Origin of the sequence: Marinomonas sp. SBI8L (assembly GCF_001624705.1) — a bacterium.
Taxonomy (GTDB): Bacteria; Pseudomonadota; Gammaproteobacteria; order Pseudomonadales; family Marinomonadaceae; genus Marinomonas.
On sequence record NZ_JSEO01000002.1, the window covers coordinates 289,811 to 316,229 of the forward strand.

Below are 26,419 nucleotides of genomic sequence, written 5' to 3' on the forward strand. Positions count from 1 at the left end.
GGCTGGGAAAAACCCTATAAAAAAAGTGTTATTTCATCTAGCAGCCATACTTTATTGTATAAATTTATCTAAATCTACATGATTTCATTAAAATTATAATAAAAGTTATAAGCAACTTAAAAAGTACGTATTTAGCCGCATTTAGGATAAATTATGTAATATTTAGCCTTATTTATTGAAAGCACTTGAATGAAGTTCACTTATTATTTTTATTGATAAATATCAAATAAAAGATGTTTTCTAAGTAGGGTTTTATGAATAAATTCATTTGTAGCCCTTACTATAAAAGGGGTTAGCGATTTTAAAGCCTATTAAAATTGATTTTATTTTTTATATGAGATGTGATTTATAGGTAACAAAATGTAGTTCTTGCTAATACAGTGTTTCGCAAAGAGGAATATGTTAAAAGTAAGAAAAGGTCTCATAATGAATGTCATTAGAGACACTTTATACATATGTCCGTCTGTAGAAGGTTTAATGTAAAAATAATTGTTTAGGTTATTTTAGTATCGTGAATGCCAAGTTTATTTTTGACTGAAGTTGGGAAGTGCACGTTTTTCCAAAGCTGTTGGCAGATATCTTTCGTATTGTGCCACTCTTTGCTTACTATCCAATCGATTAATAAAGCTGGATCGGATTGAAACCCAACTGCTTCAGGCTGATTCTCGGTTAACCAAGCTTTGACTGCGTCTGAATCCAGCGTTGGCATAGTATGACAAAGCCCCATTTTTTGCAGTGATACAATATTTGAGTATTGTTCGAATTGTCCATGCAGTGGTTTTATCAAGAGTTTCTTTCCTAGCTTTAAGCATTCACTTGAAAGCTCAAAGCCTCCATTTGCAATGACGCCACCGCAAGATACTAACTTTTCATGAAAGCCTTCTTTACTGGTTTTACGCCAGTGGATATGGCCTTGATCAAAGTCTTGTTTTAATTCTGGGTGAAAACAATGAAATCGATAGCCTGTAAAAGGGAGCAGTAGTCGGCGGATCTCTTTTAAATTTTCAAATGGGAAATAAACAAGTATATCTTTTTCAGACATCTCATCACTCCCTTGATCATCAACAAAAGGAGGAATGATAGGGTGACCAAAGTGGTAATAATGTACACCTAACTTAATGTCACAAGGAGCAAACTGTTTTAACAACAATTGACTATATAAAAAGTTACCCTTTTGTGGAATTGGATTAAGAAAGGCAGCTTGGTGACTTATTGCTATTGAAGGGATTTTCTGTTTTTTTGCTGCCCAAGCACTAATAGGTTCGAAATCATTTAAGACGAGATCATAACCTGTTAAATCAAGTGCTTTGATGTCATTAAAAAATTGGTTTGGTTTGAAAGACTGTAAGGTTTTCCATTTAGCTATGGTGCCATTTTCAGTCTTAAAACTTAGACCTTGTCGAGTTTGGTAATGGCCAAATACCTGCATATCAAAGTATTTATCCGAATCACGACCTGTAAATAGGTAATCGACTTCTATGTCATCTCTTTGGTTAAAGGCTTTAGCTAATACTCTGGCACGACTGATGTGGCCATTACCTGTACCTTGAACACCATAAAAAATTTTCATATAACTCCGTCATTAAGTCAGGATAACAAATAAGTGAAGGCCTGCGGCTGACATGCTTAAGCCAAGAATGGTTCCAGCGAGAATGTCAGTAGGGTAGTGAACACCGAGCAATACACGTGATAAACCAATCAAACTGGCCCAGGTATAAACTAAATAGGTAACAGATGGGTAATAATGTGCCAGTAAATAGGCCATCAGAAAGGCCGCTGCAGTATGCCCAGATGGCAGGCTAAATTTATCAGAAGGTGAAATATGAGCACTAAGGTTAGCCAAACTGTCGCAGGGTCTATCCCGTTTAAAGAGCTTTTTTAATACCAGATACAGTGGAAGCTCTAGCGCATAAGCTAACAGTGCTGTGTAAAGAAAAATAGCACCATCTTCTTGTTCAAAGAGCCAAAGCACTATCCCTAATATTAAGTAATAGTGGCCATCACCAGTGTGAGAAACTGCTCTAACTAAGGTGCAATTCTTATGGTTTGTTTTTCTAAACAACCAATGAAACAGGTGCATATCTGTACGGCTGATAATATTCATAACCTGTCCTACTCTCTCGATTATATTGGTATATTAAAAAGGCAATATGAATAAAAAGTGACAGTTCTAAGAAGGGTTTATGACAGCCTAAAAAAGCTGACGCCTTTTAAAATAAGCGTCTATAGTTAAGGAACCTGAGAATAAGCCCTCCCGCCTCAGCGTGTGGATAAAAGCCGCTAGATTTATGGCGAGGAGCGTAACTTAATAGTTATTCTATTAATGAGATTCTCAACGTAAAGATAGGGCTTTTAGACCACGCCCTTCGGGTCTTTCAGAAAAAGTAACACCCTGTGTTGTCACTTCTCGAAAGGTAACTACATTACGTCAAAGTAACGCCTTGTGTGATATTTTTTCTGGAAAGACTGAGAAGAGGTGACTTAATCACAGGCTCCTTAAGAGCTTACAAATAAAAATAATAGTTTAACTAACCCAAGGATAAGACGATGTCATTACGTATTAACGATCAAGCGCCAAACTTTAAAGTAGATACAACCCATGGGATGATAGATTTTCATGAATGGATTGGTGATCAGTGGGCGGTTTTATTTTCACACCCTAAGGACTTTACACCAGTGTGTACGACAGAACTTGGTTATATGGCAAATATTCAGGAAGAGTTTAGCAAACGTAATACTAAAATTATTGCGCTAAGTATCGACTCAAAAGAAGACCATGAAAAATGGCTAAAAGATGTTGAGGATGTTGGTGGTGCTGGCGTCAAATACCCAGTTATCGCTGATACAGATTTAAGTGTGGCCAAGTTATATAATATGTTCCCTGCTGATGAAGCTGGCTCTGCTGAAGGTCGTACAGCCATGACAAATGCCACTGTGCGTGCAGTTTATATTGTAGGGCCAGATAAAAACATTAAGTTAATCTTGATTTACCCAATGACCACGGGCCGTAACTTTGACGAAATTTTGAGAGTAATAGACTCAATGCAATTAACTGCAAAACATAAAGTTGCAACTCCCGTTAACTGGCAACAGGGTGAAGATGTGATCATTGTGCCAGCAATAAATAATGAAGAGGCAGCAAAAATTTATCCTAATGGGTGGGAAACGGTAAAACCCTATTTAAGAAAAGTAAAACAACCAGATTAAGTCTATAAAAAATGAGATGTAATTAAAAAAAGGTCGCCTTGTGAGCGACCTTTTTTATGAAGTTTTTAACGTCCTGTTTAAACTTAAAAACTTGTTATGCTACCAAGCATTCTTTTTTTACCTGCCCAACCTTTTAGATTGAGCCGGTGATAGTTTTTAAGCTTTGTACCTAAAGGCAAATGTCTTTGTAAGTAACAGATAGCCTAGGCAACATTTTGAGCTTTATTGGCAATTGTATATTGGTTAACAGTCGCAATTAATGCCTGCATTGATGCTGATACGATATCTTCATCTATCGCGACACCGTTATAGCGTTTACCATTAATGTTAGTTTGAACATAAGTGATAGCTTGAGAGTCTGTGCTACCAGTTAGTGCATGCTCTTGGTATTGAACAACATCTAACTTAAGATTGAAGTGTGTACTCAATGCTTGACTGAAAGCGGATAGGGCGCCATTGCCTTGACCATGAATACTGATAATCTCTCCATCAATAGCCAAGTCTGCACGAACTGTATCTAAACCATCTTTTTGCAGTTCATACTTACCTAGTTTATAAGGTGAATTACCTGTTAAATAAGTATCTTCAAACAATTGCTTCATGGTATCGCCATTTACAACGCCACCGTCTTGCTCAGCAAAAATTTGAACAACAGGGCTGAACTCAACCTGCAACCAACGAGGCAAGGCTAAACCATGCTCTTGTTCTAGGGTGTAAGCAACACCACCTTTACCCGATTGACTGTTTACACGAATCACTTCTTGGTATGTACGACCCAAATCTCTTGGGTCGATTGGTAGATAGGCAACATCCCAAGGCTTATCAGCTGTTTGGTTAGCCAAGCACTTATTGATAGCGTCTTGGTGTGAACCTGAGAAAGCAGTGAAAACTAATTCGCCTGCGTAAGCGTGTCTTGGGTGAACTGGTAAGTTTGTAACTGCTTTAACAACGCTTACTATACGGTCCATATCACCAAGTTGAAGTTCTGGATCAACACCTTGGCTATACATATTCATTGCCATGGTAACAACATCCATATTACCAGTACGTTCACCATTACCTAATAATGTACCTTCAATACGGTCGGCACCCGCCATCATGCCAAGCTCAGCAGCGGCAACGCCACAACCACGGTCATTATGTGTGTGCAAGCTGACATACATACAATCACGCTTCGCAACATTACGGCAAAACCATTCGATTTGATCTGCGTAACGATTAGGCGTAGAGACTTCTACTGTAGCAGGAAGGTTAATAATGATTTTATTTTCAGGTGTTGGTTGCCAAACCTCTGTTACAGCATCAACAACTTCAACCGCATAATCCATTTCTGTACCAGTAAAGCTTTCTGGAGAGTATTGGAAAACCCATTCAGTATCTGGGTACTTCTCTGCGAACTCTTTAACACACTTGGCCCCGTTTACAGCGATGCTTTTTACGCCTTCTTTATCCATGCGGAAAACTTGTTCGCGCTGAGTTGTCGAGGTCGAATTGTAGACGTGTACAATGGCACGACGTGCACCAATCAAAGATTCATATGTACGTTCGATTAACTCTGGGCGAGCTTGAGTTAATACTTGTAAGGTTACATCAGCAGGCACCTGATCTTCTTCAATTAACCAGCGACAAAAGTCAAAATCTAATTGAGAAGCAGCAGGGAATCCAATTTCAATTTCTTTAAAACCAACATCAACCAATAATTTAAACAGTTCTTTCTTCTGTTCTACCGTCATAGGTTCAACCAGGGCTTGGTTACCATCACGTAGATCAACACTGGTCCAAATAGGTGCTTTAGTAATGGTTTTATCAGGCCAAGTACGATCAGGCAAACTGACTGGTGTAAACGGACGGTATTTTGTGTGGTCGAAGTTACTCATTATTTTTCCTTTATCCCTTTAGATAGTCATTCTTGAGATGGATAATCTCTTTAAACTCATATGCTTATGTTGTGTAAGCTAGTTTAACCTTTTTTTATGGATAAAAAATTGCGTTTTTATAAAAATAATAGTTATTTTGGCAATATTATTGCGGTATATTTTTAAATGTTGAAATTTTATGGTGATAACCTATGTTGGATGCAATAGATATACGAATACTTGAGGTACTTCAGCAAGATTCTAGCTTAACTAATCAGGAATTGGCCGATAAGGTAGGTTTATCGCCGTCACCTTGTTTAAGGCGGGTTAAGTCACTCGAAGAGTCTGGTATTATCACTAAATCAGTTACCTTGCTTGACCAGAGAATGCTAGGCTTAAAATTAACTGCATTTATTCAAGTGAGTATGGATCGTCATACTCCAGATAGGTTTGAGCTATTTGAATCAAGTTTAACCTCTTACCCTGAAGTAAAATCTCTTAGTTTGGTTACAGGACATTCTGCTGATTATTTAGTTGAAGTTGTGGTTGAAGATATGGACAAGTATCAGGAATTTCTATTGGTGAGATTACTACGTATTCCTGGTGTGACCGATGTGCATTCAAGTTTTTTGATGCAGAAGGTAATTGATAGAACAAGTTTACCATTGGAGCACTTAACGAAGACAGTCAAGGCAACTCCTTAGTCTAAGTATGATATGCGATGTTTTTATAATGAGCTAAGACCTTATAAAGCTAAGTAAAATGAAATTACGACTTTAAAAACTAAAAATGAACCCCATTATGCCTTCATTAGATTAATTGCATGTCATGGCAATCAAGGTAGAGATGAATATATGAGTGAGTTGAAAGAAAGACGTCGAGTCGTCATTCCGGTCCGTGCAGGTGATGTTATGGCCGAGTTTATTTCCTTTTCTGGTGATGAGACAGGTAAAGAACATATTGCTATTCATTTTGATGGCAAAGAAAAAAACAACGAAACACCCTTAGTAAGAATCCATTCGGAATGCTTAACGGGTGATGTGTTTGGTTCAGGTCGTTGTGATTGCGGCGAACAGTTAGATGAAGCGATAGATAAGATTGACCTTGAAGCTGGCTATATTCTTTATTTACGTCAAGAGGGCCGTGGGATTGGCTTGTATGCAAAACTTGATGCTTATGACCTGCAAGATCAGGGCTATGATACTTACCAAGCTAATGAAATGCTGCATTTACCTCAGGATGACAGGGATTTTGCGATTGCAGCAAAAATGCTTAAAGCTGTTGGTGTTACTAAGATTCGTCTTTTAACCAATAATCCTGATAAAGCAAAGCAAATGGCTGAGAATGGTATTGATGTCGTTGAGATTTTACCAACAGGTGTTCATGTAAACGATCATAACCGTCAGTATCTTGAGACTAAAGCACAGAAAATGAATCACACATTAGATTCAGAAAAGCTAAAGAAATAAGACTTTGCTTTTTAATTAGGTTAAAAGTAAGCAAGTTTAAAAAAGGCACTCAAATATTTTGAGTGCCTTTTTTAGTCATCTCGACCTGAAAAAAACAAGCATTAATTGGCTCTTGCAAGATTACGACACTGCTCTTGGTTCCATTTCTCTATAACGTCATTTTGATGTGTTTCATACCAATTCGATTGACTGATTTTAAGCATTTCATGACGAGTTGAATTGATGACTTTTTTATCAGTATTATGGCTAAACGCCGCCCACAAAGGGTTAGCAAACTCATTAATCGTAAAGTTATACTTTAACCTTTCACTCGGGTAGCCACTTCGACATAAGGTGCCTTTAGCCAAAAACTCTGTTAACGGCAAGAAATCGATACGACCAGCGAATAACATTTTTATTGCAATTAAATAGTGTGTAACAGGGTAAAGCTGCTCATCTAGCATGGCTAAATCCGTTGAAACATAGTTTTGAAGCTGACTACCGGATTGTATGGCAAGTATTCGGTGAGAGTGGACTAGTTCTTGCCAGTTATTAAAGGGCGTTTCTGATTGGTTTTTGCCTGTTTTTTCTAATGAAAAGATCGCTTGGCGATAAGGTGAAACTTCAGCCATCCAGATAAATTTGTTTTCTCGCTGTGGGGTTCTCGATAGAGAGAAAAAGAGGGTGTTTTTATCATTCGAGGCTATTTGAATTGCTCGGCGCCATGGGAAAAACTCAATATTACCTAATTCAATATTATGCTTTTTAAGTAAAATTGGCCTGAGTTTATCTAAAAGGTCTACAACATAGCCTTTTGGGTTGTTATTGCCGTATTGAAGAGGGGCAAACTCTGAAGTGACTAATCGTACTTTTGTCGTTTCTGCGCTAGCTGTAACGGAAAAACATAATGCTAAACAAATTATTAAGTAACGAATCATAGCGATAGAATTAGCTTAAAGTGAGAGTGAAATATCACCCTCACTTATAATTGGTTTATGACTAATCTTTCAGTGCTTTCTTCATTTTTTGAAGATTAATTTTGCGCTGAATTTTACGTTGTTTTTTCTCTTCAGCTGTTGCTGCCGCTTTAATTGCTTTTTTATCAAGTTTCGGCGCTTTTTTCTTTTTGCTTTTTGCAGCAGGAGAACGAACTTTTGTTTTGGCTTCTAAGCCTTCAATGCGACCAAACTTGATAGACGATTGCATGTATCGTTGGATCTTCTCCATCATAGCGAGATCCGTACTATCCACTAAAGATACACAAGTGCCAGGGTTTCCATCACGAGATGCACGACCTGCTCTGTGTACATATGAGTCTGACTTTTGCGGTAAGCGCAGGTTAATGACAGTATTTATCTCAGGTAAATCTATACCTCGCGCTGCGACATCCGTTGCAACCAAAACCTGAAGGCGTCCTTTCTGCATTTGTTTCATATGCTCACTTCGATCGCCTTGCTTCATTTCACCATGTAATCCACTACACATAATGTGAAGGGCTCTGATTTTATTAACCCATACGTCAACGTGGTCTCTATTTGAAACAAAGAGTAATGCTTGCTGAACACCTTCCTGCTTAAGAAGATGTTTTACTATGGCTTCTTTATGAGCATCATCATCAACACGGTAAGCAACTTGCTTGATTTGAGAAGGAACTGTACGTGTTGAGTCATTAATTTGCAGCGTTTCTGGCTCTTGTTGAAAAATCTTATCAGCAAGCTGACCCAGTTTATCGCCATCCAAAGTCGCTGATAACATTGCTGTCTGACGGTTTTTTGGCAATTCTTTAACTAATGCCGTAATAGTGTTAGCAAAGCCCATATCAAGCATACGGTCAGCTTCATCAATGACAAAGTAGCTAACATCACTTAAATCAAGCCATTGTTTGTCATCTAATTCTTTTAATCGACCCGGTGTTGCCACAAGAATGTCGCAGTCTTCACTCAGTTGTTGCTGCTGCATGCCGTAAGGTGTGGCGCCAACGATAAGTTGAGGCTGAATACGAGTATGGATTAATAGCTCACGTACCAAATTAAAAATTTGACGAGCTAGTTCACGACTTGGTGCAAGAATAAGTACCTTAGGTGCATTAGTTGAAGCCTCATCACGATCCAGAATATGCTGTACTGCTGGTGCACAAAAAGACAGGGTTTTACCTGTACCTGTAGGTGCACTCGCCAATAAATCTTCTCCATCCATTAACACAGGAATTGCTTGGTTTTGAATTTCTGTCGGTTCTTTAAAGCCAAGTTGAATGATGGCTTGTTCGATGGTTGGGTCTAATTCTAATTCTGAAAAGGACATTAACGGTCTCTATAATGGTTTGATCTGACTAAATAAGGTTGCGGATAATACCCTTTTTTTTGGGCTAAATCAGCATATCTAATGTAAATGAGGCTGGAGAGTTTACTATTCTATTAAAACCTTACAATTGTTTGAAAGATTATTAGACCCACGTAGGGCAAATCCACTAAAATGCCCACATAAATTTTAGAGGTAATTAAATGCAAAACTCAGATGAGTTGGTTAGCAAGCAAACATTAAAATGGGTGACGTCTTTTATCGTTGATCTTAATGTTTGTCCTTTTGCTAAACGTGAGGTAGAGCGTGACTCTATTCGTCTATCAGTTGTTCGATCAAAAAAGACAGCCTTTGCTCTTGAAGAGTTGATGGCAGAAATTGCATGGTTAGATGAGAACACAGAAACAGAAACTAGTTTAGTTGTGTTCCCAACTTTATTTAGTGATTTTGAAAGCTATTTAGACTTTGTCGCTATGACAGAAGATATTATGTTTGAACAAGGCTACGAAGGTACTTATCAAGTAGCTACTTTCCATCCGGATTACTGTTTTGATGGTGTTGAGCAGGATGATGTCTCAAATTATACCAATCGCTCGCCTTACCCAATGATTCATTTGCTTCGAGAAGCGAGTGTTGAAAAAGCCATAGAATTTTATGGTGATACAACAGGTATTCCAGATGACAATATTGCCTTAATGGAGGAGATGGGTCTTGAGAAAGTAGAAACCATCTTACAATCTTGTCTAAAGCCTGAAAGCGCAGAATAAACGAACATTTGATTGCTAATTAGTAATCAAAATAGATTTAAATTTTAAAAATGCCGGAGAATTCATGGCTGCAACTATTGGTCGTCAACAAACATTGACCGTAATAAGAGAAAAAGATTTTGGTGTGTATCTAGATGCGCACCAGTTTGGCGATGTGTTATTGCCAAAAAGGTATGTGCCACAAGGAACAAAAGTCGGTGATGATTTAGAGGTTTTTATATACCTAGATTCAGAAGATGAGTTAATCGCAACGACGCTTGAACCTAAAGCACAGGTAGGTGAGTTTGCCGCATTAACCTGTGTTGCAAATAACCGTGTTGGTGCATTTTTTGATTGGGGTTTACCTAAAGATTTGTTGGTGCCATTTAGCCAGCAAAAAAATACAATCGAAGAGGGTGAGACCCACTTAATGTTTGTTTATCTTGATCAGAATACAAACCGTTTAGTAGGTACAACTCGTGTTGACGCACTGTTAAACAGAGAGGAACCACCTTATAGAGCAGGCGATAAGGTTCAAGCCATTATCGGTGATAAAACAAATATAGGTTTTAAGTGTGTCATCGATAATCGTTTTTGGGGTGTTTTGTTCTTTGAAGATGCGTTTCGTCAGTTACGCAAAGGCGAGAAAGTTACAGCGTTCATTAAGCGTGTTCGTGATGATGGTAAAATTGATATCAGTCTACAAGAAGTTGGTTATAAGAAGGTAACTGGTATTCTTGGTGATATTTTGCAATATCTTGATGATCATAATGGTGAAATGCCAATTACGGATAAAAGTAGCCCAGAAGCAATTTACGCCGTATTTAAAGTAAGTAAGGCGACTTTTAAAAAGGCCTTAGGAGCACTTTATAAAGATAAGAAAATATTACTGACTAAAGAAAAAGTAACTAAACTCTAGTGCTTTTGTGTTAATAAAAAAGGCTATGTTCATATGACATAGCCTTTTTAGTTTCTGGGCTATTAGCTGCTGTGATTGTACTCATCTAATGCCACTTCTAAATGGCTTGCTGTATCAACTAAAACAACCTTGGAGTTAATAATCTCATTCATATTTTGTAGACAAGATTCAGATCTCTCTTGAATTTGCTTAACATCATGGTACATCTTATCAGACGCTTCCCTTTGCGCTGTTGCTGAACGGGCACTTTCACTATTTAAATCCGCTAATGTTTTAATAAGCTCTGTCATTTGAGTCAGTTTGCTCTTAGAACCGTTTACATTGTCTGAAATATGTTGAACTTCTCTAGCACCACTTTCTACTTTTTGAACAAGCTCTTCAGAGGTTTTTTCTAGGTTTTCAATCATGCTTTGAATTTCAATTGTCGCTTCTTGAGTTCTCACAGACAAACCACGTACCTCATCAGCAACGACTGCAAAGCCACGACCTGCCTCGCCAGCACGTGCAGCTTCTATTGCTGCATTCAGCGCTAATAAGTTAGTTTGTTCGGATATACCATTAATGACATCAAGAACAGATTTAACCTCATGGGAGGTGTTTCTCAGCTCTGTACTGGCTTTTGAGGAGCTTTGCATTTCAGTACTAAGTTGCACCATTAATTTGATAAGCTCCTCTGATTGAGTATTCACTTCCTGCATATTGCCGTGTAAGTTTTGTGCAACCTCATCTGCCTGTTCAGAATATTGAGCGGAATCATTAGCTGTTTGAGTCGACTGTAAAACAGCATCGGAGCAGCGCACCAACTCTTCATGTTGGCCTGACAGGTGAGTTTGAGATGAGTTAGAAAGCCTATCTATTTCTTTTGTTTGGTTAGCGACTTGTTTTGAAGCAATCGAAACCGATTCTATTAATTTCACGAGTTTATTGATTGTACTATCAACGGCACAACCAATAAGGCCAAATGCATCACTTCCAGAAAACCCGATTCTTTGATTCAGATCTCCGGCTTCAATTTGCTGCATTACGCGAATAATATGTTTCAATAAAGGCATGATGTTTTGAGCAATGGATATTGCCAACAAAAAGATAAATACAATTGCTACAGTGCTGAGTACGGCAAGGCTTGATGATGACATAGCATTGTGTGCTATTTGATTTTCTTTTAGTAATGCTTCTAATTGGTAGTGTTGGTAAAGCTGGAAGAGTGTTAGTAACAATGCACAGATGGAAGGTAAAATGAACTTAGTTTCTAAACTAATATTCATTAAAATGCGGTCACGCCACCCAATTTTTACGTCAGCCATAAATCTATTTCAACCTATTTTTAAATATTCTTATCGGTAGTAAATCTGAGTCGTCTTGTTACAGGTCCGTACTCAGATTTACTAACTCTAAATAGACCTATGTTTTTTATCAATTAATAAAGGCGAATATACGGTAAAGAAATTTCATTATGTGAAAGTTGAAATATATTGCTCGCATTCTGAACTGAATTGGTGTTATCCACTTGATAAGTATATGTTTGTTTTTGTTGCTAAAAGGAGATTAAGCCAGATAGATCACTAAGCTTTTTGGTGTGATCCAGCTTTTTCTTGATGCATTCAAGTAAAAACGACTGAATTGGTAGCCGTAATTCAGTTTTATCGACCTCAGCAATTAGAAATCCGCAAATATAGTCAATCTCAGTTTCGCGTTGAGAAGAAAAGTCTTGCAGCATGGATGAACGGTTCTGAGCCGTTTTTTCAACAACTTGATCAATCAGATTAGCTAAGTCTGATTGCACAAAACCCTTAGCAACTAAAAAGTGGCATACCTCATCACGGCAAGCTAGATAGAAGTGGGAATACTGAGCATTCAAAAGTTGACCATTTTTAATATCGAAAAATGCAGTTAATGGATTAATAACTGCATTCACTGCAAGCTTTGAATAAAGCTTCTTAACTATATCGCCTGTATAAAAGCGAGAAAATGGCTGTGGTGGCCGTTTTGAGTGATCTAAAGCACCAATATAAATGTCACCTTCACCTGTTCTTTTAATTTTATTAGGTGCAAGCTTAAGCGCGCCTTCACTTGTCGTTGCAATAAAGAGTGTTTGTGTGGGCTTAAGTATCTCTGCGAGTTGGTGTTGAGAGCCCATGCCGTTACATAGTGTGATAAGTTGGGCGTCAGGGCTAATCTTCGCCATGTTTTCTTTATAGGCATTAATTAGGTCGAAAGATTTGGTGCAAAACAATATACGATTGAACGTCTGCGCAGTGTTGCCATTATTCAACCATGAATTACTTAACTCCTTAAGCGGGTAGCTTTTTGCACCTAGATTATTCTCAAGGATTAATGTTTCAAGCTTTTGTACGCTTCTATGCAATAAGGTAACGCTAATTTTAAGGTCAGCAAGCTTGCTATACCAGAGTAACCCAATGGCACCAGCACCTATGATCAACCAATTTTCGTTGTTGCCTTTCAAAGTTAATAATCCTGTTTAAATCACTGTAATTAATAAGATTTACTGTTATTATCGCCGCAATTAATAAGATTTAAAATGACAGGAGTGAAAAATGCCTTCTTTTGATGTGGTGAATGAACTGGATTGGCACGAAGTGTCAAATGCTGTAGATCAAGCTAATCGTGAGCTTGGAACCCGTTATGACTTTAAAGGTGTAGAAGCTAAGTTTGTTGTCAAAGACAAATCAATTGTAATGGAAGCGCAATTTGAACCGCAGCTTCAACAAATGTTTGAAATGCTTTTTCAAAAAATGGTAAAGCGTGGCATTGACCTTAAAAGCCTTGAAAGAGGTGATGCTACCCTTGGTAATATGCGTGTTAGCCAACCAATTACGGTTAAAGAAGGCATCGAAGCCCCTGCTGCCAAGAAAATGGTTAAGATGATTAAAGACGCCAAACTGAAAGTGCAGGCTCAAATTCAAGGTGAGCAGCTTCGTGTTACAGGTAAGAAGCGTGATGACTTGCAGCAAGTTATGGCGTTATTGAAAGGTGCAGAATTAGATGTACCTGTTCAATTCACAAACTTTAGAGACTAAGTTATTGTGATTTAAAAAAACGCACCATTGGGTGCGTTTTTTTATGCCTTAAAAGAATAGGGTGTTAAGCAAATTTGCGAATAAGTCTTCTCGCTTTATTGCGTTTATAAAATCTTTAAATTTATGGTGAGGGAGGTAACTGAATAGTTATTCTTTTGATAAGGCTACCAACTTTATAGATAAGGCTTTTAGGGAGTGCTTTTTGAGTGCTTGAATAATATCTACGTGAAGCCCCAGAAAAACGACATCTTATGCTGCAGCCTCTCGAAAAGTACCTAGATTACGACAATGCTCCGATTTGTTTGACACTCTTTTTGAGTCGGGCTGTTTTTTATCTCAGTTTCTCTAAGCTTTTTTGATTTTTTGACCTTTTATTAGCCAGCCTTCTTCCTCAAGGTGTGCTTTTTGTCTGTTGTATGCGTCAGAATCTTGTTCAAAAGCGATCTCAAAGTTAGATTTAACGACTCTAAACCAAGGTAGCTCTGTGTCTTTTGGCAACATTTTGAGTATCCTGCCAACTTGCCTCGCATAATTAGCTTGCCCTGAACGTTTTGCTAGACCACCATAAGTAATTAATTCACCTTTGGGTATGTGATGTAATTGAGTGAATAATATTAATTTAAACTGCTCCATCGCTTGATTACTCATGGTTCGGCCTTACATAGAAATAAAGAATGTTTAAGAGAAGGTATATATGCGAATTGCACTGATTGTTTTTATATTATTTCCAATTGTCGAAATGATGCTTTTAATTGAAGTGGGAAGTCAAATTGGAACACTAACAACAATTGCTTTAGTTTTCTTAACTGCCATTTTAGGCGTCAACCTCATTCGAAAGCAAGGTGCGCAAACCATGATGCGTGCTCAAGAAAAAATTCGTCAAGGTGCATTGCCAGCTAATGAAATGTTAGAGGGTCTTATGCTGGGCTTAGCTGGTGTATGTTTACTTGTACCTGGCTTTGTTTCTGACACAATTGGCGCTTTATTGTTGTTGCCAATGTTTCGAAAAAGCATAGCAGCAATATTTTTGGTCAAATTTATTAGTAGCCGTGTCAATATGCACGCTGCTTGGAATAAAAACGGATCTGCCTTTGACCAAGGTGGGGACACCTTTGAAGGTGAATACCGTAATGAAGACAAAGACATGCTAGATAAAAAATAATTTTAACTATGGGGTTGAAAAGTATTTTGGCAGCCTCATTATCAAAAAACAGTAACAAACTCCTGCTTTTAGGTAGGCTTTAAAAAAACCAAGAAAACTTGGTATTGATTTAATATTGGAGAAAAAGATCAATGAATATTCGTCCGTTACACGATCGTGTTGTTGTACGTCGTAAAGAAGAAGAAACAACAACAGCTTCTGGTATTGTTTTACCAGGTTCAGCAACTGAAAAACCAACACAAGGTGAAGTTGTTGCAGTAGGTACTGGTCGTATTCAGTCAAACGGTGAAGTTGCTGCACTAGCTGTAAGCGTTGGCGAAACAGTTGTTTTTGGTCAGTACTCAGGTCAAACCATCAAACTAGATGGTGAAGAACTTTTGATCATGAAAGAAGAAGAGATCTACGGCATTATCGGCTAAGTTTTAAGCCTAACACGTAAATAAATAATAAATAATCGAATTTTAGGAAATAAAGATGTCTGCTAAAGAAGTTAAGTTTAGTGATAGCGCACGCCAGCAAATGCTTAAAGGTGTTAATGTTTTGGCTGATGCTGTAAAAGTTACTCTTGGACCAAAAGGTCGTAACGTAGTAATTGAAAAATCTTTCGGTGCGCCTCTAGTAACTAAAGATGGTGTATCTGTAGCGAAAGAAATCGAATTAGAAAACCGCTTTGAGAACATGGGTGCTCAAATGGTTAAAGAAGTTGCTTCACAAGCAAACGATGTTGCTGGTGATGGTACAACAACTGCGACTGTTCTAGCTCAAGCACTTGTTACTGAAGGTCTTAAGTCTGTTGCTGCGGGTCGTAATCCAATGGATCTTAAGCGTGGTATCGATAAAGCAACTCAAGCTGTTGTAGCGCAAATCGCTTCACAATCTCAACCATGTGCAGATACAAAAGCAGTAGAGCAGGTTGGTACTATTTCTGCTAACTCTGATTCAAGTGTAGGTAAAATCATTGCTGAAGCAATGGAGCGCGTTGGTAAAGAAGGCGTTATCACTGTAGAAGAAGGTTCTGGTTTTGATGATGAGCTAGATGTCGTTGAAGGTATGCAGTTTGACCGCGGTTACCTTTCTCCATACTTCATCAACAACCAAGAAACGATGAGTGCTGATTTGGAAAACCCATTCATCCTTATGGTTGATAAAAAGATCACAAACATTCGTGATTTGCTACCAATTCTAGAAGGTGTTGCTAAAGCGTCACGTCCTCTTTTAATTATTGCTGAAGATGTTGAAGGTGAAGCGTTAGCAACACTAGTTGTAAACAGCATGCGTGGCATTGTTAAAGTTGCAGCCGTTAAAGCACCTGGTTTTGGTGATCGTCGTAAAGCGATGCTTCAAGATATTGCTATCCTAACAGGTGGTGAAGTGATTTCTGAAGAAGTCGGTATGAGCCTAGAAACAGCGACTCTTGAACAACTTGGTACAGCTAAGCGTGTAACTTTGACAAAAGAAAGTTCAACAATTGTTGATGGTGCTGGTAATGAAGCGACAATTCAAGGTCGTGTAGCTCAGATCCGTGCTGAAATTGAATCTTCAACTTCTGAATACGATAAAGAGAAGTTGCAAGAACGTGTTGCTAAGCTTGCTGGTGGCGTTGCAGTTATCAAGATTGGTGCGGCAACTGAAATTGCAATGAAAGAGAAGAAAGCACGTGTTGATGATGCGCTTCACGCAACTCGCGCAGCCGTTGAAGAAGGTGTCGTTGCTGGTGGTGGTGTTGCTCTTGTTCGCGCACTTTCAACTGTTTCAGCTATCGAAACTGACAACGAAGATCAAGAAGTTGGTGCTCAACTAGCGCTACGTGCAATGGAAGCGCCTATGCGTCAGATTGCAACAAATGCGGGTGATGAAGCCTCTGTTGTTGTAGATAAAGTTAAGCAAGGTGAAGGTAACTATGGTTACAACGCTGCAACTGGTAACTACGGCGATATGCTTGAAATGGGTATCCTAGATCCAGCGAAAGTAACTCGTTCAGCACTTCAAGCTGCATCTTCTGTTGCTGGTCTTATGATTACGACTGAAGCTATGATTGCAGATATCCCGAAAGAAGAAGCTGCTGCTATGCCTGATATGGGCGGCATGGGCGGAATGGGTGGTATGGGCGGCATGATGTAAGAGCTAGGCTCTTATTCTGAAACCCAATATCATAATAAAAACCCGAATATCAGTATTCGGGTTTTTTTATGTCTAAATAGTAACTTTATTATTTAAACTCTAGTCAGCCAATGTTGATATTCAGTTATTTCAAAGTGCTTGATCTTTAAGCAAGCTCAGCTTCTAGAGTTGGTTATTTTGTCTTTTTAGCTTGAGTAATAAAGTCTTTTAAATAATTGATATGCTGCTCATCTTTTCGAACACCAACAAAAATCTGTTTGCTGATACCATTTTTCCCAAAGCGAATACTCTTAATGGGCATTGTTTTAGCGTACTCATCTACTAGCCAACCTGGTAAGGCGCAAACACCACGTCCGGCTGCGACCATTTGCAACATGATTTCTGTTGTTTCAATGTATTTATGTTTTTTTACTGTGGACTTTGCTGGACTAAGAAATTGACTGAAAACATCAAGTCTTTCAGGTTCAACAGGGTAGCTAAATAAAACCTCTTGAGTAAGTTGTTCGGGTAAAACATATGCTTGGTCTGCAAGTTTATGGGATTCACTCACAACAAGTTTATGCTCATAGTCAAAAACAGGAATGTACTCAATTTTTGGTTTATAAAGAGGGTCTGGGGTTATAAGTACATCAATCTCATAACTTAGTAATGCGCCTAAAGCACCAAACTGGAATTCTTGTTTTACATCCATATCTATATCTGGCCATTGTTCCAGATAAGGTTGTATCACTCTGAGTAACCATTGATAACAAGGGTGGCACTCCATGCCAATACGCAGAGCACCAGCTTCGCCTTTAGCGATTTGTTTCAGTAATAGCTCTGTGTGCGAAAATTGAGGTAAAACTCTGTTGGCAAGGGTTTGAATGCGCTCACCGGCTGTAGTTAGTCGTAAATTTCGTCCATCTTTTTTCCATATTGGAGTGGCTATCTGGCCTTCTAGTTTTTTTATGCTGTGACTGAGCGCTGATTGAGATAAATATAATGAATCTGCAGCCTTGGTGAGGGTTCCATGTTCTTTAATGGCGGTTAGTATTTCTAAGTGGATTCTTTCAAGCACTGGTTGGCTCCAATATATAATTGTCATGAGTAAAACTCATCGATTCTAAAATACTATCATTTTTATTCATCTTTTAGTTCTTTGAGTGAGAAGGGGGGGGGGTGGTAGCAAAAATTGAAGCGTTCATTTAAGTGGAATTATTTGATCCAACCTTTGTTAAGGGATGGTTCAAGATGTGTACTTGTAAGATAAATTGATTCTATGAAAAAGGCTTGGCTTAATGTTTTTATAAGCCAAGCCATGATGAGTACCTTTATGAGTTTCTAGATAGAATCTCTTTTCTAATTATTTCAGCCCCCGCACTTAGCGCATTTAATTTATCTCTTGCAACCTGTCGAGATAAAGGTGTCATGCCGCAATTTGTTGAAGGATAAAGTTTATCAGCATCAACATATTTGAGTGCTTCACGAAGTGTGTGAGCAACTTCATCTGGCGTCTCTATAGTGTTTGTTGCAACATCAATGACACCAACCATAACTTTTTTGCCACGAACAAGCTCAAGTAACTCTATTGGGACTTTTGAGTTATGGCATTCTAACGAAATGATGTCGATATTAGATGTTTGAAGTTTTGGAAAAACCTCTTCATATTGGCGCCACTCAGTACCTAATGTTTTTTTCCAATCTGTATTTGCTTTAATGCCATAGCCATAACAAATGTGTACGGCTGTTTCACATTTAAGGCCTTCTATGGCTCTTTCTAAGCAATCGATTCCCCAGTCGTTCACTTCTTCGAAAAATACATTAAAAGCAGGTTCATCAAACTGGATAATATCTACTCCGACAGCTTCTAGCTCTTTTGCTTCTTGGTTTAATATCTTTGCAAACTCCCAAGCAAGCTTCTTTCGACTATGATAATGATCGTCATACAGGGTGTCTATCATGGTCATTGGGCCCGGCAAAGCCCATTTGATCGGTTTATTAGTTGGTTGGCGTAAAAATTTAGCATCTTCAATAAAAACAGGCTTAAGTCGAGAAACCTTATCAACAACAGTGGGGACGCTAGCATCATATCTATCTCGTATTTTTACAATTTTACGTCGCTCAAAATCAACGCCTGATAGATGTTCAATAAAAGTGGTTACAAAGTGTTGGCGACTTTGTTCTCCGTCGCTAACTATATCTATACCGGCTTGCTGTTGTTCTTGTAATGAAACACGAAGTGCATCTTTTTTGCCGTCAATTAAGTCTTCCCCATGTAGCTTCCAAGGGGACCAAAGTGCTTCAGGCTGAGCAATCCATGAAGGTTTAGGTAAACTGCCAGCCGTTGATGTTGGTAGCAATGGCAGGGTTTTGTTTGTATTCATAATATAAGTACTCTGTGTCAAGGCAATTAAAGTGCGAAGTTAGCCGACCATTGTTCTAGTTTAGATTGATAAGGTTTAATGAAGTTTTCTTCAGCGAACTTGCCTTGTTTAATCGCTAGCTTGCTTCTTTCTTCACGATCATAAACAATTTGAGTTATTGAATAATCTAGGTTGTTAAGGTTTGGTTGATAGCAGCTACCTGCAACCGCGTTGGCATTATAGATTTCAGGGCGATAGATTTTTTGAAAGGTCTCCATTGTGCTGATAGTGCTAATCAGCTCAAGATTGGAGTAGTCGTTTAGTAAGTCTCCAAAAAAATAAAATGCCAAAGGTGCTGCGCTATTTGGTGGCATGAAATAACGAACTTGTAACCCCATTTTTTTGAAGTATTGCTCAGTTAAAGATGTTTCGTTGGCTTGATATTCATAGCCCAGTAATGGGTGTTGATTTTCGCATCTATGATAGGTCTTACTGTCTGAAACACTAAGGCAAATAACTGGTTGCTTAATAAAATGTTGTTTGTAGGTATCAGAGTTAACAAAATATTTAAAAAGCTTTCCGTGCAAGTCGCCAAAATTATTAGGGACAGTAAATTTGTTTTTGTCTTTATTATGATTGGGTAATAAAACACTGAAATCATAATCTCTAACGTAGGAGGAAAAGTTGTTTCCTACTATGCCTTCAATATATTTATTAGCCTGCTTGTCTAAAATATTGGTTTTTAAAACTTCAATGCTAGGGAAATTATGGTTAATGCCTTCAATATTCATATCAACAGAAACTATTTCAAGTTCAACAGAATAGCGATTGCCATTAGGATTGTCCCAATTGGCTAATGCATTAAAGCTATTGTTGATCATGCTTAGGGCGTTGCGTAAATTTTGCTGACTATGCTCACCTCTAGCCAAGTTGGCAAAGTTTGTTGTAATGCGAGTCTTGTCTGATGGCTGATAGTTCTCATCAAGACAAGCCTTTCTAATTGAAAAATTGAAAGCGTTATTTGTGTTCATCTGGTATCCATTTATCTGCAATATATCCTGAATTTAAAATAAGCCTTTGTGAGGCCTGCTGTACTCTTCTTTGAGCATTTAACTTTATTAGCAATGAACACTTGAAGGAGAAGTGTTGGTTAAATGCGCATTGATTTTCACTTTTGTGTGAAGCGATGAATAATTTATAAGGTTTTTAAAGCATGAAAAAAATCGATTTTATTTCATGGATCTATGATCAAGCTTCATAGGTTTGTGTTTTGAGTGATAAGGAACACAATCTGAATATTTGTTTTGGCTTTCGAAGCAATAACCTCTTGTCACTAATATCGGCCATGTTCTTGTTAAAGTTGTTAGAGAGAAGGTTGGTATAACTTGTAGGTTAAAAAATCACTCACTTTATTGATCTAGCTGATAATGGCGAAACTTAGCAGCGTCTTTTTTCGTGAGAATGAGTGTCATTAAGGTAAGGGTTTGTTACTATCTATAAAGGTAGAATATTGATTTAGTTGGGATTTTGGATGAGTTCATTAAGTAATCAGTTGGTTTTGGATCTGTTACAGAATAAGCGTTATGGCGTTGAGTATCAGCCTATCGTTTGTGTATTAACAGGTGAAATTATTGCTTATGAAGCGCTATCAAGATTTTACACGGCAACTGGTGAGTCATTGAGGCCGGACCTAGTCTATGCTTCATTACATCATAACCTGCTAAGCCTTTATCAGGTTGAATATGAACAAAAGAAGATTCAACTTGAGCATGCTCCATTAGATAAGACTATCTTTGTGAATTTAGATCAGGATGCTTTTTTTGCGAGTGGTGTTACTGGAATAGATAATCCATTCGTGCAATTAATTCGCTCTCACAAGCAAAACCAGGTGATGGTGGAGTTAATCGAAAACTCTGAGCTAAATGATGCGCTAATGAGTTTGTCTATGATCGAAACATTAGCAGCATACGATATAGGGACGGCAATAGATGATTTATGTAATCCAAAATCAATGATATCTGTATCGGTTATGCAGTTAGTTGATGTGATTAAGCTAGATAAGCATGTGGTCAAAAAGGCAGATGACGAACGTTTTATGCTTTTTACTAAGAAAATGATTGAGTTTGGACGTCAATCAGATAAAAAAATTGTACTTGAAGGGATAGAAACCGAGAGTGATCTTGATTTCGCTAGGGAGTTAGGGGTTGATTATGTACAAGGTTATTTGTATCGATCACAGTTTATTCAGCGCCCTTGATTAAAATATCAACAATCAGGCTCAAAAAAGAATGGAAACTGGCTTGTATTTGCTCAATCACAAAGATTAGCCAAACCATTGATTCTAAAGCTATTGATAAATCCCTATCCCTGTAAGATACTTATGATACTTTTGATTAGTAGTTTGGTGAAATAAGGGAAGCTTATGCTCAAGAAGACGCTCGTTAGTATCGCTGTGGCAAGCACACTATCCATTACGTCGGCACATGCTCTAGAACTTGGCGAGCTAACCGCCATATCTAAGGCAGATGAGCCTTTTAAAGCTGAGATCCAATTATTAGATGTTAATTCGCTAAAACCAAACGAAGTTAGAATTCGTCTTGGTAGTGAAAGTGAATTCAGACAAGCCGAAATAGTCCCCAATAGAATTTTATCCCGCTTAAGATTTCAAGTGAGACAGCCAAGTAATGGCAAGTTAGTCATTGATGTTGTTAGTCGCGATAAGCTTGATGTCGATAACTTAGACTTTGTACTTTCTGCTAGATGGCCAAGTGGCAAGGTTGTTCGAGGTTACAAGGTACCATTAAAAGAAAGTGTACTTGTTGAGAGCGGTGGTGGAGAAGTTGTGCAATCTAGTAAGGTTGCAAAAGCCAACAATACGATCAATAGAACAACATTTGTTGATGCGCGTAGTTTATTAGAGTCTATGCCTACTGAAGGCACTTACACAACGTCTCAAGGTAATACTCTTTGGTCGCTTGCCGATAGAAATAAACCAAACAATCAGTTAACTGTTTATCAAACCATGATGGCAATCCAAGCATTAAATGAAGATGCTTTTTATGCCAACAATATTAACTTGATGAAAGAGGGAGCCATCCTAAGGCTTCCTACAAAAGAACAAATTGCTTTATTTAACAAAGCAATGTCTAAGCAAGAGTTTGAAAAACAAAATCAAGCTTGGATGGATTTGAAACGAAATGGCCGTATTGCCAAGCAAATTGAGTCTGCTCAATTAAATACTCAGGCTAATTCAAAACCAGCGAGTAAAGTACGCGGCATTTCAGAGGATACTCTGTCATTAATCGCTGGTGCGAGTGTTTTACCAGAAGGCGCAGCAAGTTCAAATGACGGTGGTTCTGAAAAAATTGCTAAGCTTGAGCAAGAGCTATCTTCAACGAAAGAAAATTTAGATAAAGAAAGCCGTGAAAAAGTAGAGCTTGGTCAGAAGTTAAATGACTTGAACTCACAATTGGCGACTCTTGAAGAGCTCATCAGTCTTAAAGATGCTCAGCTTGCTGAATTGCAGCAACAGTTCATGTCAGCACAAAACGCGCTACAGGAACAGAAAAACACTGTTGATCAACTACTTGAAGCAGATCAATTAAGACGTGAGAAAGAAATGGCCGAAGAAGCCTCTTTTGTTAATCGCTTCTTTGGAAACCCTATATTTGTCTCTATTGCCTCAGTATTGCTTCTCGTATTCGGTTTCTTGATAGGCTTCTTAATAAAGAAGTCTGGAAAAAAAAAGGAAGAGGGTGATGAGTTAAGTGATTTTGATTTAGCAAGCGAATCACTTGCTCCTGTAGCCCTTGCAGAAGCGGCAGTACCTGAAATGACTCCTGAACCAGAGAAAGAAGAGGAAGATGATGATCCTTTCTCTTTCGACTTTGATGGTGCTGTAGATGATGATGCTAATATCGATACTGACTTAGATATGGATATTGCAGATGATCCATTTGCTGAAGACCTTGATGCCAATGAATCAGTTGAAGAAACGCCTGCTGAAGATGAATCGTTCGGTGACGAAGCTTTTGGTGATGACATTTTTGATGATAGTGCTTTTGCGGATGATCTTGATCTAGAAGAAGCGAAAGAAGAAGTTGGAGAAGATTTTGGATTAGATATTGATGATGTTGATGACCTTGAGGTTGTTGATGAAGAAGACATTCCAACAATTGAACCTGAACCAGAGTTAGAAGAAGATATTTTTGATGACGCTCAAAATGTCCTTGAAGAGGATGATGTTGAAGATTCTGAAGAAGCAGATTTTGTTAACAACCTTCTAAATGACACAGAAGAGCAAGACGATATTGATGAAACAGCGATCTTTGATGAAGACCCGAATGAAAGTCTAGCTAATAGCATTGAAGAGTCTTTAACAGAGGCGCAAAGTGATCTAGATGATGATTTAGCTGTTCCTAGCTTCACAGAAGAAGATGCAAAAGAAGATGATGAGGCCAGTGATGAAGAGGAAGAGTTTGACTTCTTCGATGCCAGTGGTGATGAAGTCGCAACAAAATTAGACCTAGCGAGAGCCTATATGGATATGGGTGACGAAGAAGGTGCTCGAGTTATTCTTGAAGATGTTCTTACCTCAGGCAATGAAGCCCAAGTTTCAGAGTCTCAAAGTATGATAGATCGGATGTCACCAAGTGAGTAAAAAGAAAGTCGCGTTAGTTGTTGAATATAAAGGAACAGAATATAAAGGATGGCAAGCTCAAAAATATGACGTACCAACGGTACAAAAATATCTAGAAACTGCTTTATCTAAAATAGCGGCACATACTGTAAAAGTAGTATGTGCCGGTAGAACAGACGCTAGTGTTCACGCCAGTGCGCAAGTGGTTCATTTTGAAACAGATGTTGAGCGTAGTGAAAGGGCTTGGACCCTTGGTGTAAATTCGAATTTACCTAAAGATATTGCTGTTGTAGCGGCAGCGAATATGCATCCAAGCTTCCATGCTCGTTTTAGTGCTGTTAGTCGCCGTTATCGTTATGTGATTTATTCCAATCCCTTACGTCCTGCCATTATGTCTAAAGAGGTGACCTGGACACACAAGACGCTTGATATTACTAAAATGCAACAAGCTGCCAAGGTGTTTGTTGGTAAGCATGATTTTAGTTCTTTTAGAGCGGTTGGTTGTCAGGCTCATACGCCCGTTCGTACTATTTTAAATTTTCAAATTTACCAGTCTGGTCAATACATAGTGTTGGATATAAGGGCGAATGCTTTTTTACATCATATGATACGTAATTTCGCTGGAGTCTTAATGACTATTGGTGCTGGTGAAGAAGAGGTATCATGGGCAAGCGAAGTGCTGGCTGCTAAAGATAGAACAAAAGGTGGGATAACAGGTCCACCAGAAGGGCTCTACTTTGTCGATGCTGAATACCCTAAAGAATTTAAAGTTCCTAAGGTAGCGCTAGGACCGCACTTTTTACCTTATTTTGAAGAGCCAAGTTATGAATTGCCGAGTTAAAATTTGTGGTATTACAAATCTTGAAGATGCCTTACATGCGTGTGAGCAAGGTGCTGATGCCCTGGGTTTCGTTTTTTATAAGAAATCTCCACGCTATATAGAACCTGAAAAAGCAAATGAAATAGTTAAGCAGCTTCCTCCCTTTGTTGTACCCGTTGCGTTATTTGTTAATGCTGAACATGAGCTTATTCACTCAGTGATTGAAAAAAATGATCGATGGGTAATTCAATTTCATGGGGATGAAAGTAATGCAGAGTGTCAGAAGTATAATCGTACTTTTATAAAGGCATTAAGAGTGAAACCTGATGACAATATTAATTTAGAAATTAAAAGCTATCCTGATGCAAGTGCAATTTTACTCGATGCATATAAAGCTGGTGTTCCCGGTGGTACAGGGGAGAGCTTTAACTGGGAGTTGGTGCCAAAAAATACCAACAAATCAATTATATTAGCAGGCGGATTAACGGTAAGTAATATTCGTCAGGCCGTAGAACAAGTACAACCTTATGCAGTCGACGTCAGTGGGGGCGTTGAGTTATCAAAAGGCATTAAGGATCATAATAAAGTACAACAATTTATAACTGGAGCTAAACGTGGACAATAAAATAGCTGATAACCTACCAGATCAAAATGGCCGTTTTGGTCAATATGGTGGTGTTTTTGTATCTGAAACGCTAATGGCTGCGTTGGAAGATCTAACTGAGCTTTATGAGAAAATGTCAAAAGATGAAGAGTTTCAGTCAGCTTTTGATAAAGATCTTGCTCACTATGTTGGTCGTCCGTCACCTCTATATTTTGCTGAACGACTGACTGAAAAAGCTGGCGGAGCAAAAATCTATTTAAAGCGCGAAGACCTTAATCACACAGGTGCGCATAAGATCAATAATACAATTGGCCAGGCGCTTTTAGCTAAGCATATGGGTAAGCCAAATATTATTGCTGAAACAGGTGCTGGACAACATGGTGTTGCATCAGCAACTGTTGCGGCTCGCTTAGGATTAAACTGTAAAGTATTCATGGGTGCTGAAGATATTAAGCGTCAATCCCTGAATGTCTATCGCATGAAATTACTAGGAGCAGAAGTAATCCCTGTTGATTCAGGCACACAGACTCTAAAAGATGCTTTGAATGAGGCAATGCGCCATTGGGTTAGTCATGTTGATGATACCTTTTACATCATAGGTACAGCAGCAGGCCCACACCCGTATCCTAAGTTAGTGAGAGATTTCCAAGCCGTCATTGGTCGTGAAACTAAAGTTCAATGCATTGAGCAGGAAGGTCGTTTACCTGATGCTGTCGTTGCATGTGTTGGCGGTGGTTCAAATGCCATTGGTATGTTCCACCCATTTATACAGGATGAATCTGTTGCTATGTATGGTGTCGAAGCTGGTGGTAATGGTGTTGAAACAGGAGAGCACGCAGCGCCATTAACAGCCGGTAGACCAGGTGTACTTCATGGTAACCGTACTTATATTATGGCTGATGAAGATGGCCAGATTAGCGGTACTCACTCTATTTCAGCAGGTTTGGATTATCCTGGAGTAGGTCCAGAGCATGCTTGGTTAAAAGATATTGGCCGTGCAAACTACGTCGCAATCAATGATGATGAAGCGATGGACGGTTTCCGTGATTTAACGCGTCTAGAAGGAATTATGCCTGCATTAGAATCAAGTCACGCTGTTGCTTATGGAATGAAATTAGCTGCCACTATGGATAAAGATCAAATCGTTGTTGTGAATTTATCTGGTCGTGGTGACAAAGATATTTTAACTGTCGCTGAGCTAGATGGGGTTGAGGTTTAA

At 38.5% G+C, this 26,419-nt stretch carries 25 protein-coding genes; 14 read left to right on the top strand and 11 right to left on the bottom strand.

All coding sequences use genetic code 11. The features are described from left to right. Positions 1-493: 493 nt before the first annotated feature. Positions 494-1,570, bottom strand: coding sequence for an MJ1255/VC2487 family glycosyltransferase (locus OA91_RS03365; RefSeq protein ID WP_063337158.1), 1,077 nt, complete (start codon positions 1,568-1,570; stop codon positions 494-496). Between the two features lie 12 nt (positions 1,571-1,582). Further along, positions 1,583-2,104 (bottom strand): phosphatase PAP2 family protein, encoded by a 522-nt coding sequence (locus OA91_RS03370; protein ID WP_063337159.1) that lies wholly within the window; start codon positions 2,102-2,104, stop codon positions 1,583-1,585. Positions 2,105-2,547: 443 nt separating this feature from the next. Here OA91_RS03370 and OA91_RS03375 point away from each other — a divergent pair, with 443 nt between their 5' ends. Next, a complete protein-coding gene (locus tag OA91_RS03375; RefSeq protein ID WP_063337160.1) occupies positions 2,548-3,207 on the top strand; it encodes a peroxiredoxin in 660 nt (219 codons plus the stop codon). A 203-nt stretch (positions 3,208-3,410) separates the two neighbouring features. Here the strand turns inward: OA91_RS03375 and leuA are convergent, their stop codons facing one another. Then, the gene (leuA, locus tag OA91_RS03380; RefSeq protein ID WP_063337161.1) at positions 3,411-5,084 is read right to left on the bottom strand and encodes a 2-isopropylmalate synthase; all 1,674 of its coding nucleotides are present in this window, start codon (positions 5,082-5,084) and stop codon (positions 3,411-3,413) included. A 191-nt stretch (positions 5,085-5,275) separates the two neighbouring features. On the opposite strand from leuA, the gene OA91_RS03385 reads away from it, so the two are divergent. Beyond that, complete coding sequence (locus tag OA91_RS03385; RefSeq protein ID WP_063337162.1) at positions 5,276-5,767, top strand: Lrp/AsnC family transcriptional regulator; 492 nt, start codon at positions 5,276-5,278, stop codon at positions 5,765-5,767. A gap of 150 nt (positions 5,768-5,917) precedes the next feature. Further along, positions 5,918-6,532 (top strand): GTP cyclohydrolase II, encoded by a 615-nt coding sequence (gene ribA / locus OA91_RS03390; protein WP_063337163.1) that lies wholly within the window; start codon positions 5,918-5,920, stop codon positions 6,530-6,532. Positions 6,533-6,633: 101 nt separating this feature from the next. On the opposite strand, the gene OA91_RS03395 is transcribed toward ribA, so the two are convergent. Next, positions 6,634-7,449, bottom strand: coding sequence for a substrate-binding periplasmic protein (locus OA91_RS03395; protein ID WP_063337164.1), 816 nt, complete (start codon positions 7,447-7,449; stop codon positions 6,634-6,636). A gap of 61 nt (positions 7,450-7,510) precedes the next feature. Beyond that, positions 7,511-8,812 carry a DEAD/DEAH box helicase gene (locus tag OA91_RS03400; RefSeq protein ID WP_063337165.1) on the bottom strand — a complete coding sequence of 434 codons (1,302 nt, stop codon included), beginning with the start codon at positions 8,810-8,812 and terminating at the stop codon, positions 7,511-7,513. 200 nt (positions 8,813-9,012) lie between these two features. Between OA91_RS03400 and OA91_RS03405 the strand changes: the two genes are divergently transcribed. Together OA91_RS03405 and OA91_RS03410 are read left to right on the top strand one after the other, a co-directional pair. Beyond that, positions 9,013-9,576: a DUF1415 domain-containing protein gene (locus tag OA91_RS03405; RefSeq protein ID WP_063337166.1), complete on the top strand. Its 564-nt coding sequence runs from the start codon at positions 9,013-9,015 to the stop codon at positions 9,574-9,576. A gap of 64 nt (positions 9,577-9,640) precedes the next feature. Beyond that, the gene (locus OA91_RS03410; RefSeq protein ID WP_046017357.1) at positions 9,641-10,474 is read left to right on the top strand and encodes a CvfB family protein; all 834 of its coding nucleotides are present in this window, start codon (positions 9,641-9,643) and stop codon (positions 10,472-10,474) included. 62 nt (positions 10,475-10,536) lie between these two features. Here OA91_RS03410 and OA91_RS03415 read toward each other — a convergent pair whose 3' ends face one another. Beyond that, positions 10,537-11,778 carry a methyl-accepting chemotaxis protein gene (locus tag OA91_RS03415; RefSeq protein WP_063337167.1) on the bottom strand — a complete coding sequence of 414 codons (1,242 nt, stop codon included), beginning with the start codon at positions 11,776-11,778 and terminating at the stop codon, positions 10,537-10,539. A 230-nt stretch (positions 11,779-12,008) separates the two neighbouring features. After that, positions 12,009-12,938 (bottom strand): ketopantoate reductase family protein, encoded by a 930-nt coding sequence (locus tag OA91_RS03420; RefSeq protein ID WP_063337168.1) that lies wholly within the window; start codon positions 12,936-12,938, stop codon positions 12,009-12,011. 91 nt (positions 12,939-13,029) lie between these two features. Here OA91_RS03420 and OA91_RS03425 point away from each other — a divergent pair, with 91 nt between their 5' ends. After that, positions 13,030-13,512, top strand: coding sequence for a YajQ family cyclic di-GMP-binding protein (locus tag OA91_RS03425; RefSeq protein WP_046017360.1), 483 nt, complete (start codon positions 13,030-13,032; stop codon positions 13,510-13,512). Positions 13,513-13,857: 345 nt separating this feature from the next. Here the strand turns inward: OA91_RS03425 and OA91_RS03430 are convergent, their stop codons facing one another. Beyond that, a complete protein-coding gene (locus OA91_RS03430) occupies positions 13,858-14,160 on the bottom strand; it encodes an MGMT family protein (RefSeq protein ID WP_052702124.1) in 303 nt (100 codons plus the stop codon). 46 nt (positions 14,161-14,206) lie between these two features. Here OA91_RS03430 and OA91_RS03435 point away from each other — a divergent pair, with 46 nt between their 5' ends. The 3 genes from OA91_RS03435 to groL all read left to right on the top strand — a co-directional run bounded on the left by OA91_RS03435 (position 14,207) and on the right by groL (position 16,795). After that, a complete protein-coding gene (locus OA91_RS03435) occupies positions 14,207-14,674 on the top strand; it encodes an FxsA family protein (RefSeq protein WP_046017361.1) in 468 nt (155 codons plus the stop codon). Positions 14,675-14,805: 131 nt separating this feature from the next. Continuing rightward, positions 14,806-15,093: a co-chaperone GroES gene (locus OA91_RS03440; RefSeq protein ID WP_046017362.1), complete on the top strand. Its 288-nt coding sequence runs from the start codon at positions 14,806-14,808 to the stop codon at positions 15,091-15,093. Positions 15,094-15,148: 55 nt separating this feature from the next. Further along, positions 15,149-16,795 (top strand): chaperonin GroEL, encoded by a 1,647-nt coding sequence (groL, locus tag OA91_RS03445; RefSeq protein ID WP_046017363.1) that lies wholly within the window; start codon positions 15,149-15,151, stop codon positions 16,793-16,795. A 172-nt stretch (positions 16,796-16,967) separates the two neighbouring features. Here the strand turns inward: groL and OA91_RS03450 are convergent, their stop codons facing one another. The 3 genes from OA91_RS03450 to OA91_RS03460 all read right to left on the bottom strand — a co-directional run bounded on the left by OA91_RS03450 (position 16,968) and on the right by OA91_RS03460 (position 20,168). Next, entirely contained in the window at positions 16,968-17,879 is a 912-nt protein-coding gene (locus OA91_RS03450; RefSeq protein WP_231870303.1) for a LysR family transcriptional regulator, read from the bottom strand. A 226-nt stretch (positions 17,880-18,105) separates the two neighbouring features. After that, positions 18,106-19,158, bottom strand: coding sequence for a methionine synthase (locus OA91_RS03455; protein WP_063337169.1), 1,053 nt, complete (start codon positions 19,156-19,158; stop codon positions 18,106-18,108). Between the two features lie 26 nt (positions 19,159-19,184). After that, on the bottom strand, positions 19,185-20,168 hold the full coding sequence (locus OA91_RS03460; protein WP_063337170.1) for a DUF1852 domain-containing protein: 984 nt from the start codon (positions 20,166-20,168) through the stop codon (positions 19,185-19,187). A gap of 500 nt (positions 20,169-20,668) precedes the next feature. Between OA91_RS03460 and OA91_RS03465 the strand changes: the two genes are divergently transcribed. The 5 genes from OA91_RS03465 to trpB all read left to right on the top strand — a co-directional run bounded on the left by OA91_RS03465 (position 20,669) and on the right by trpB (position 26,419). Then, positions 20,669-21,394, top strand: coding sequence for an EAL domain-containing protein (locus OA91_RS03465; protein ID WP_046017366.1), 726 nt, complete (start codon positions 20,669-20,671; stop codon positions 21,392-21,394). 165 nt (positions 21,395-21,559) lie between these two features. Further along, entirely contained in the window at positions 21,560-23,797 is a 2,238-nt protein-coding gene (locus tag OA91_RS03470; protein WP_063337171.1) for a FimV/HubP family polar landmark protein, read from the top strand. Beyond that, on the top strand, positions 23,790-24,617 hold the full coding sequence (gene truA, locus OA91_RS03475; RefSeq protein WP_046017368.1) for a tRNA pseudouridine(38-40) synthase TruA: 828 nt from the start codon (positions 23,790-23,792) through the stop codon (positions 24,615-24,617). Before OA91_RS03470 ends, truA begins: the two co-directional genes overlap by 8 nt. Then, positions 24,601-25,221, top strand: a complete 621-nt coding sequence (locus OA91_RS03480) for a phosphoribosylanthranilate isomerase (RefSeq protein WP_063337172.1) — start codon at positions 24,601-24,603, stop codon at positions 25,219-25,221. The genes truA and OA91_RS03480 overlap by 17 nt, the downstream gene beginning before the upstream one ends. Beyond that, positions 25,211-26,419 carry a tryptophan synthase subunit beta gene (gene trpB / locus OA91_RS03485; RefSeq protein WP_046017370.1) on the top strand — a complete coding sequence of 403 codons (1,209 nt, stop codon included), beginning with the start codon at positions 25,211-25,213 and terminating at the stop codon, positions 26,417-26,419. The genes OA91_RS03480 and trpB overlap by 11 nt, the downstream gene beginning before the upstream one ends.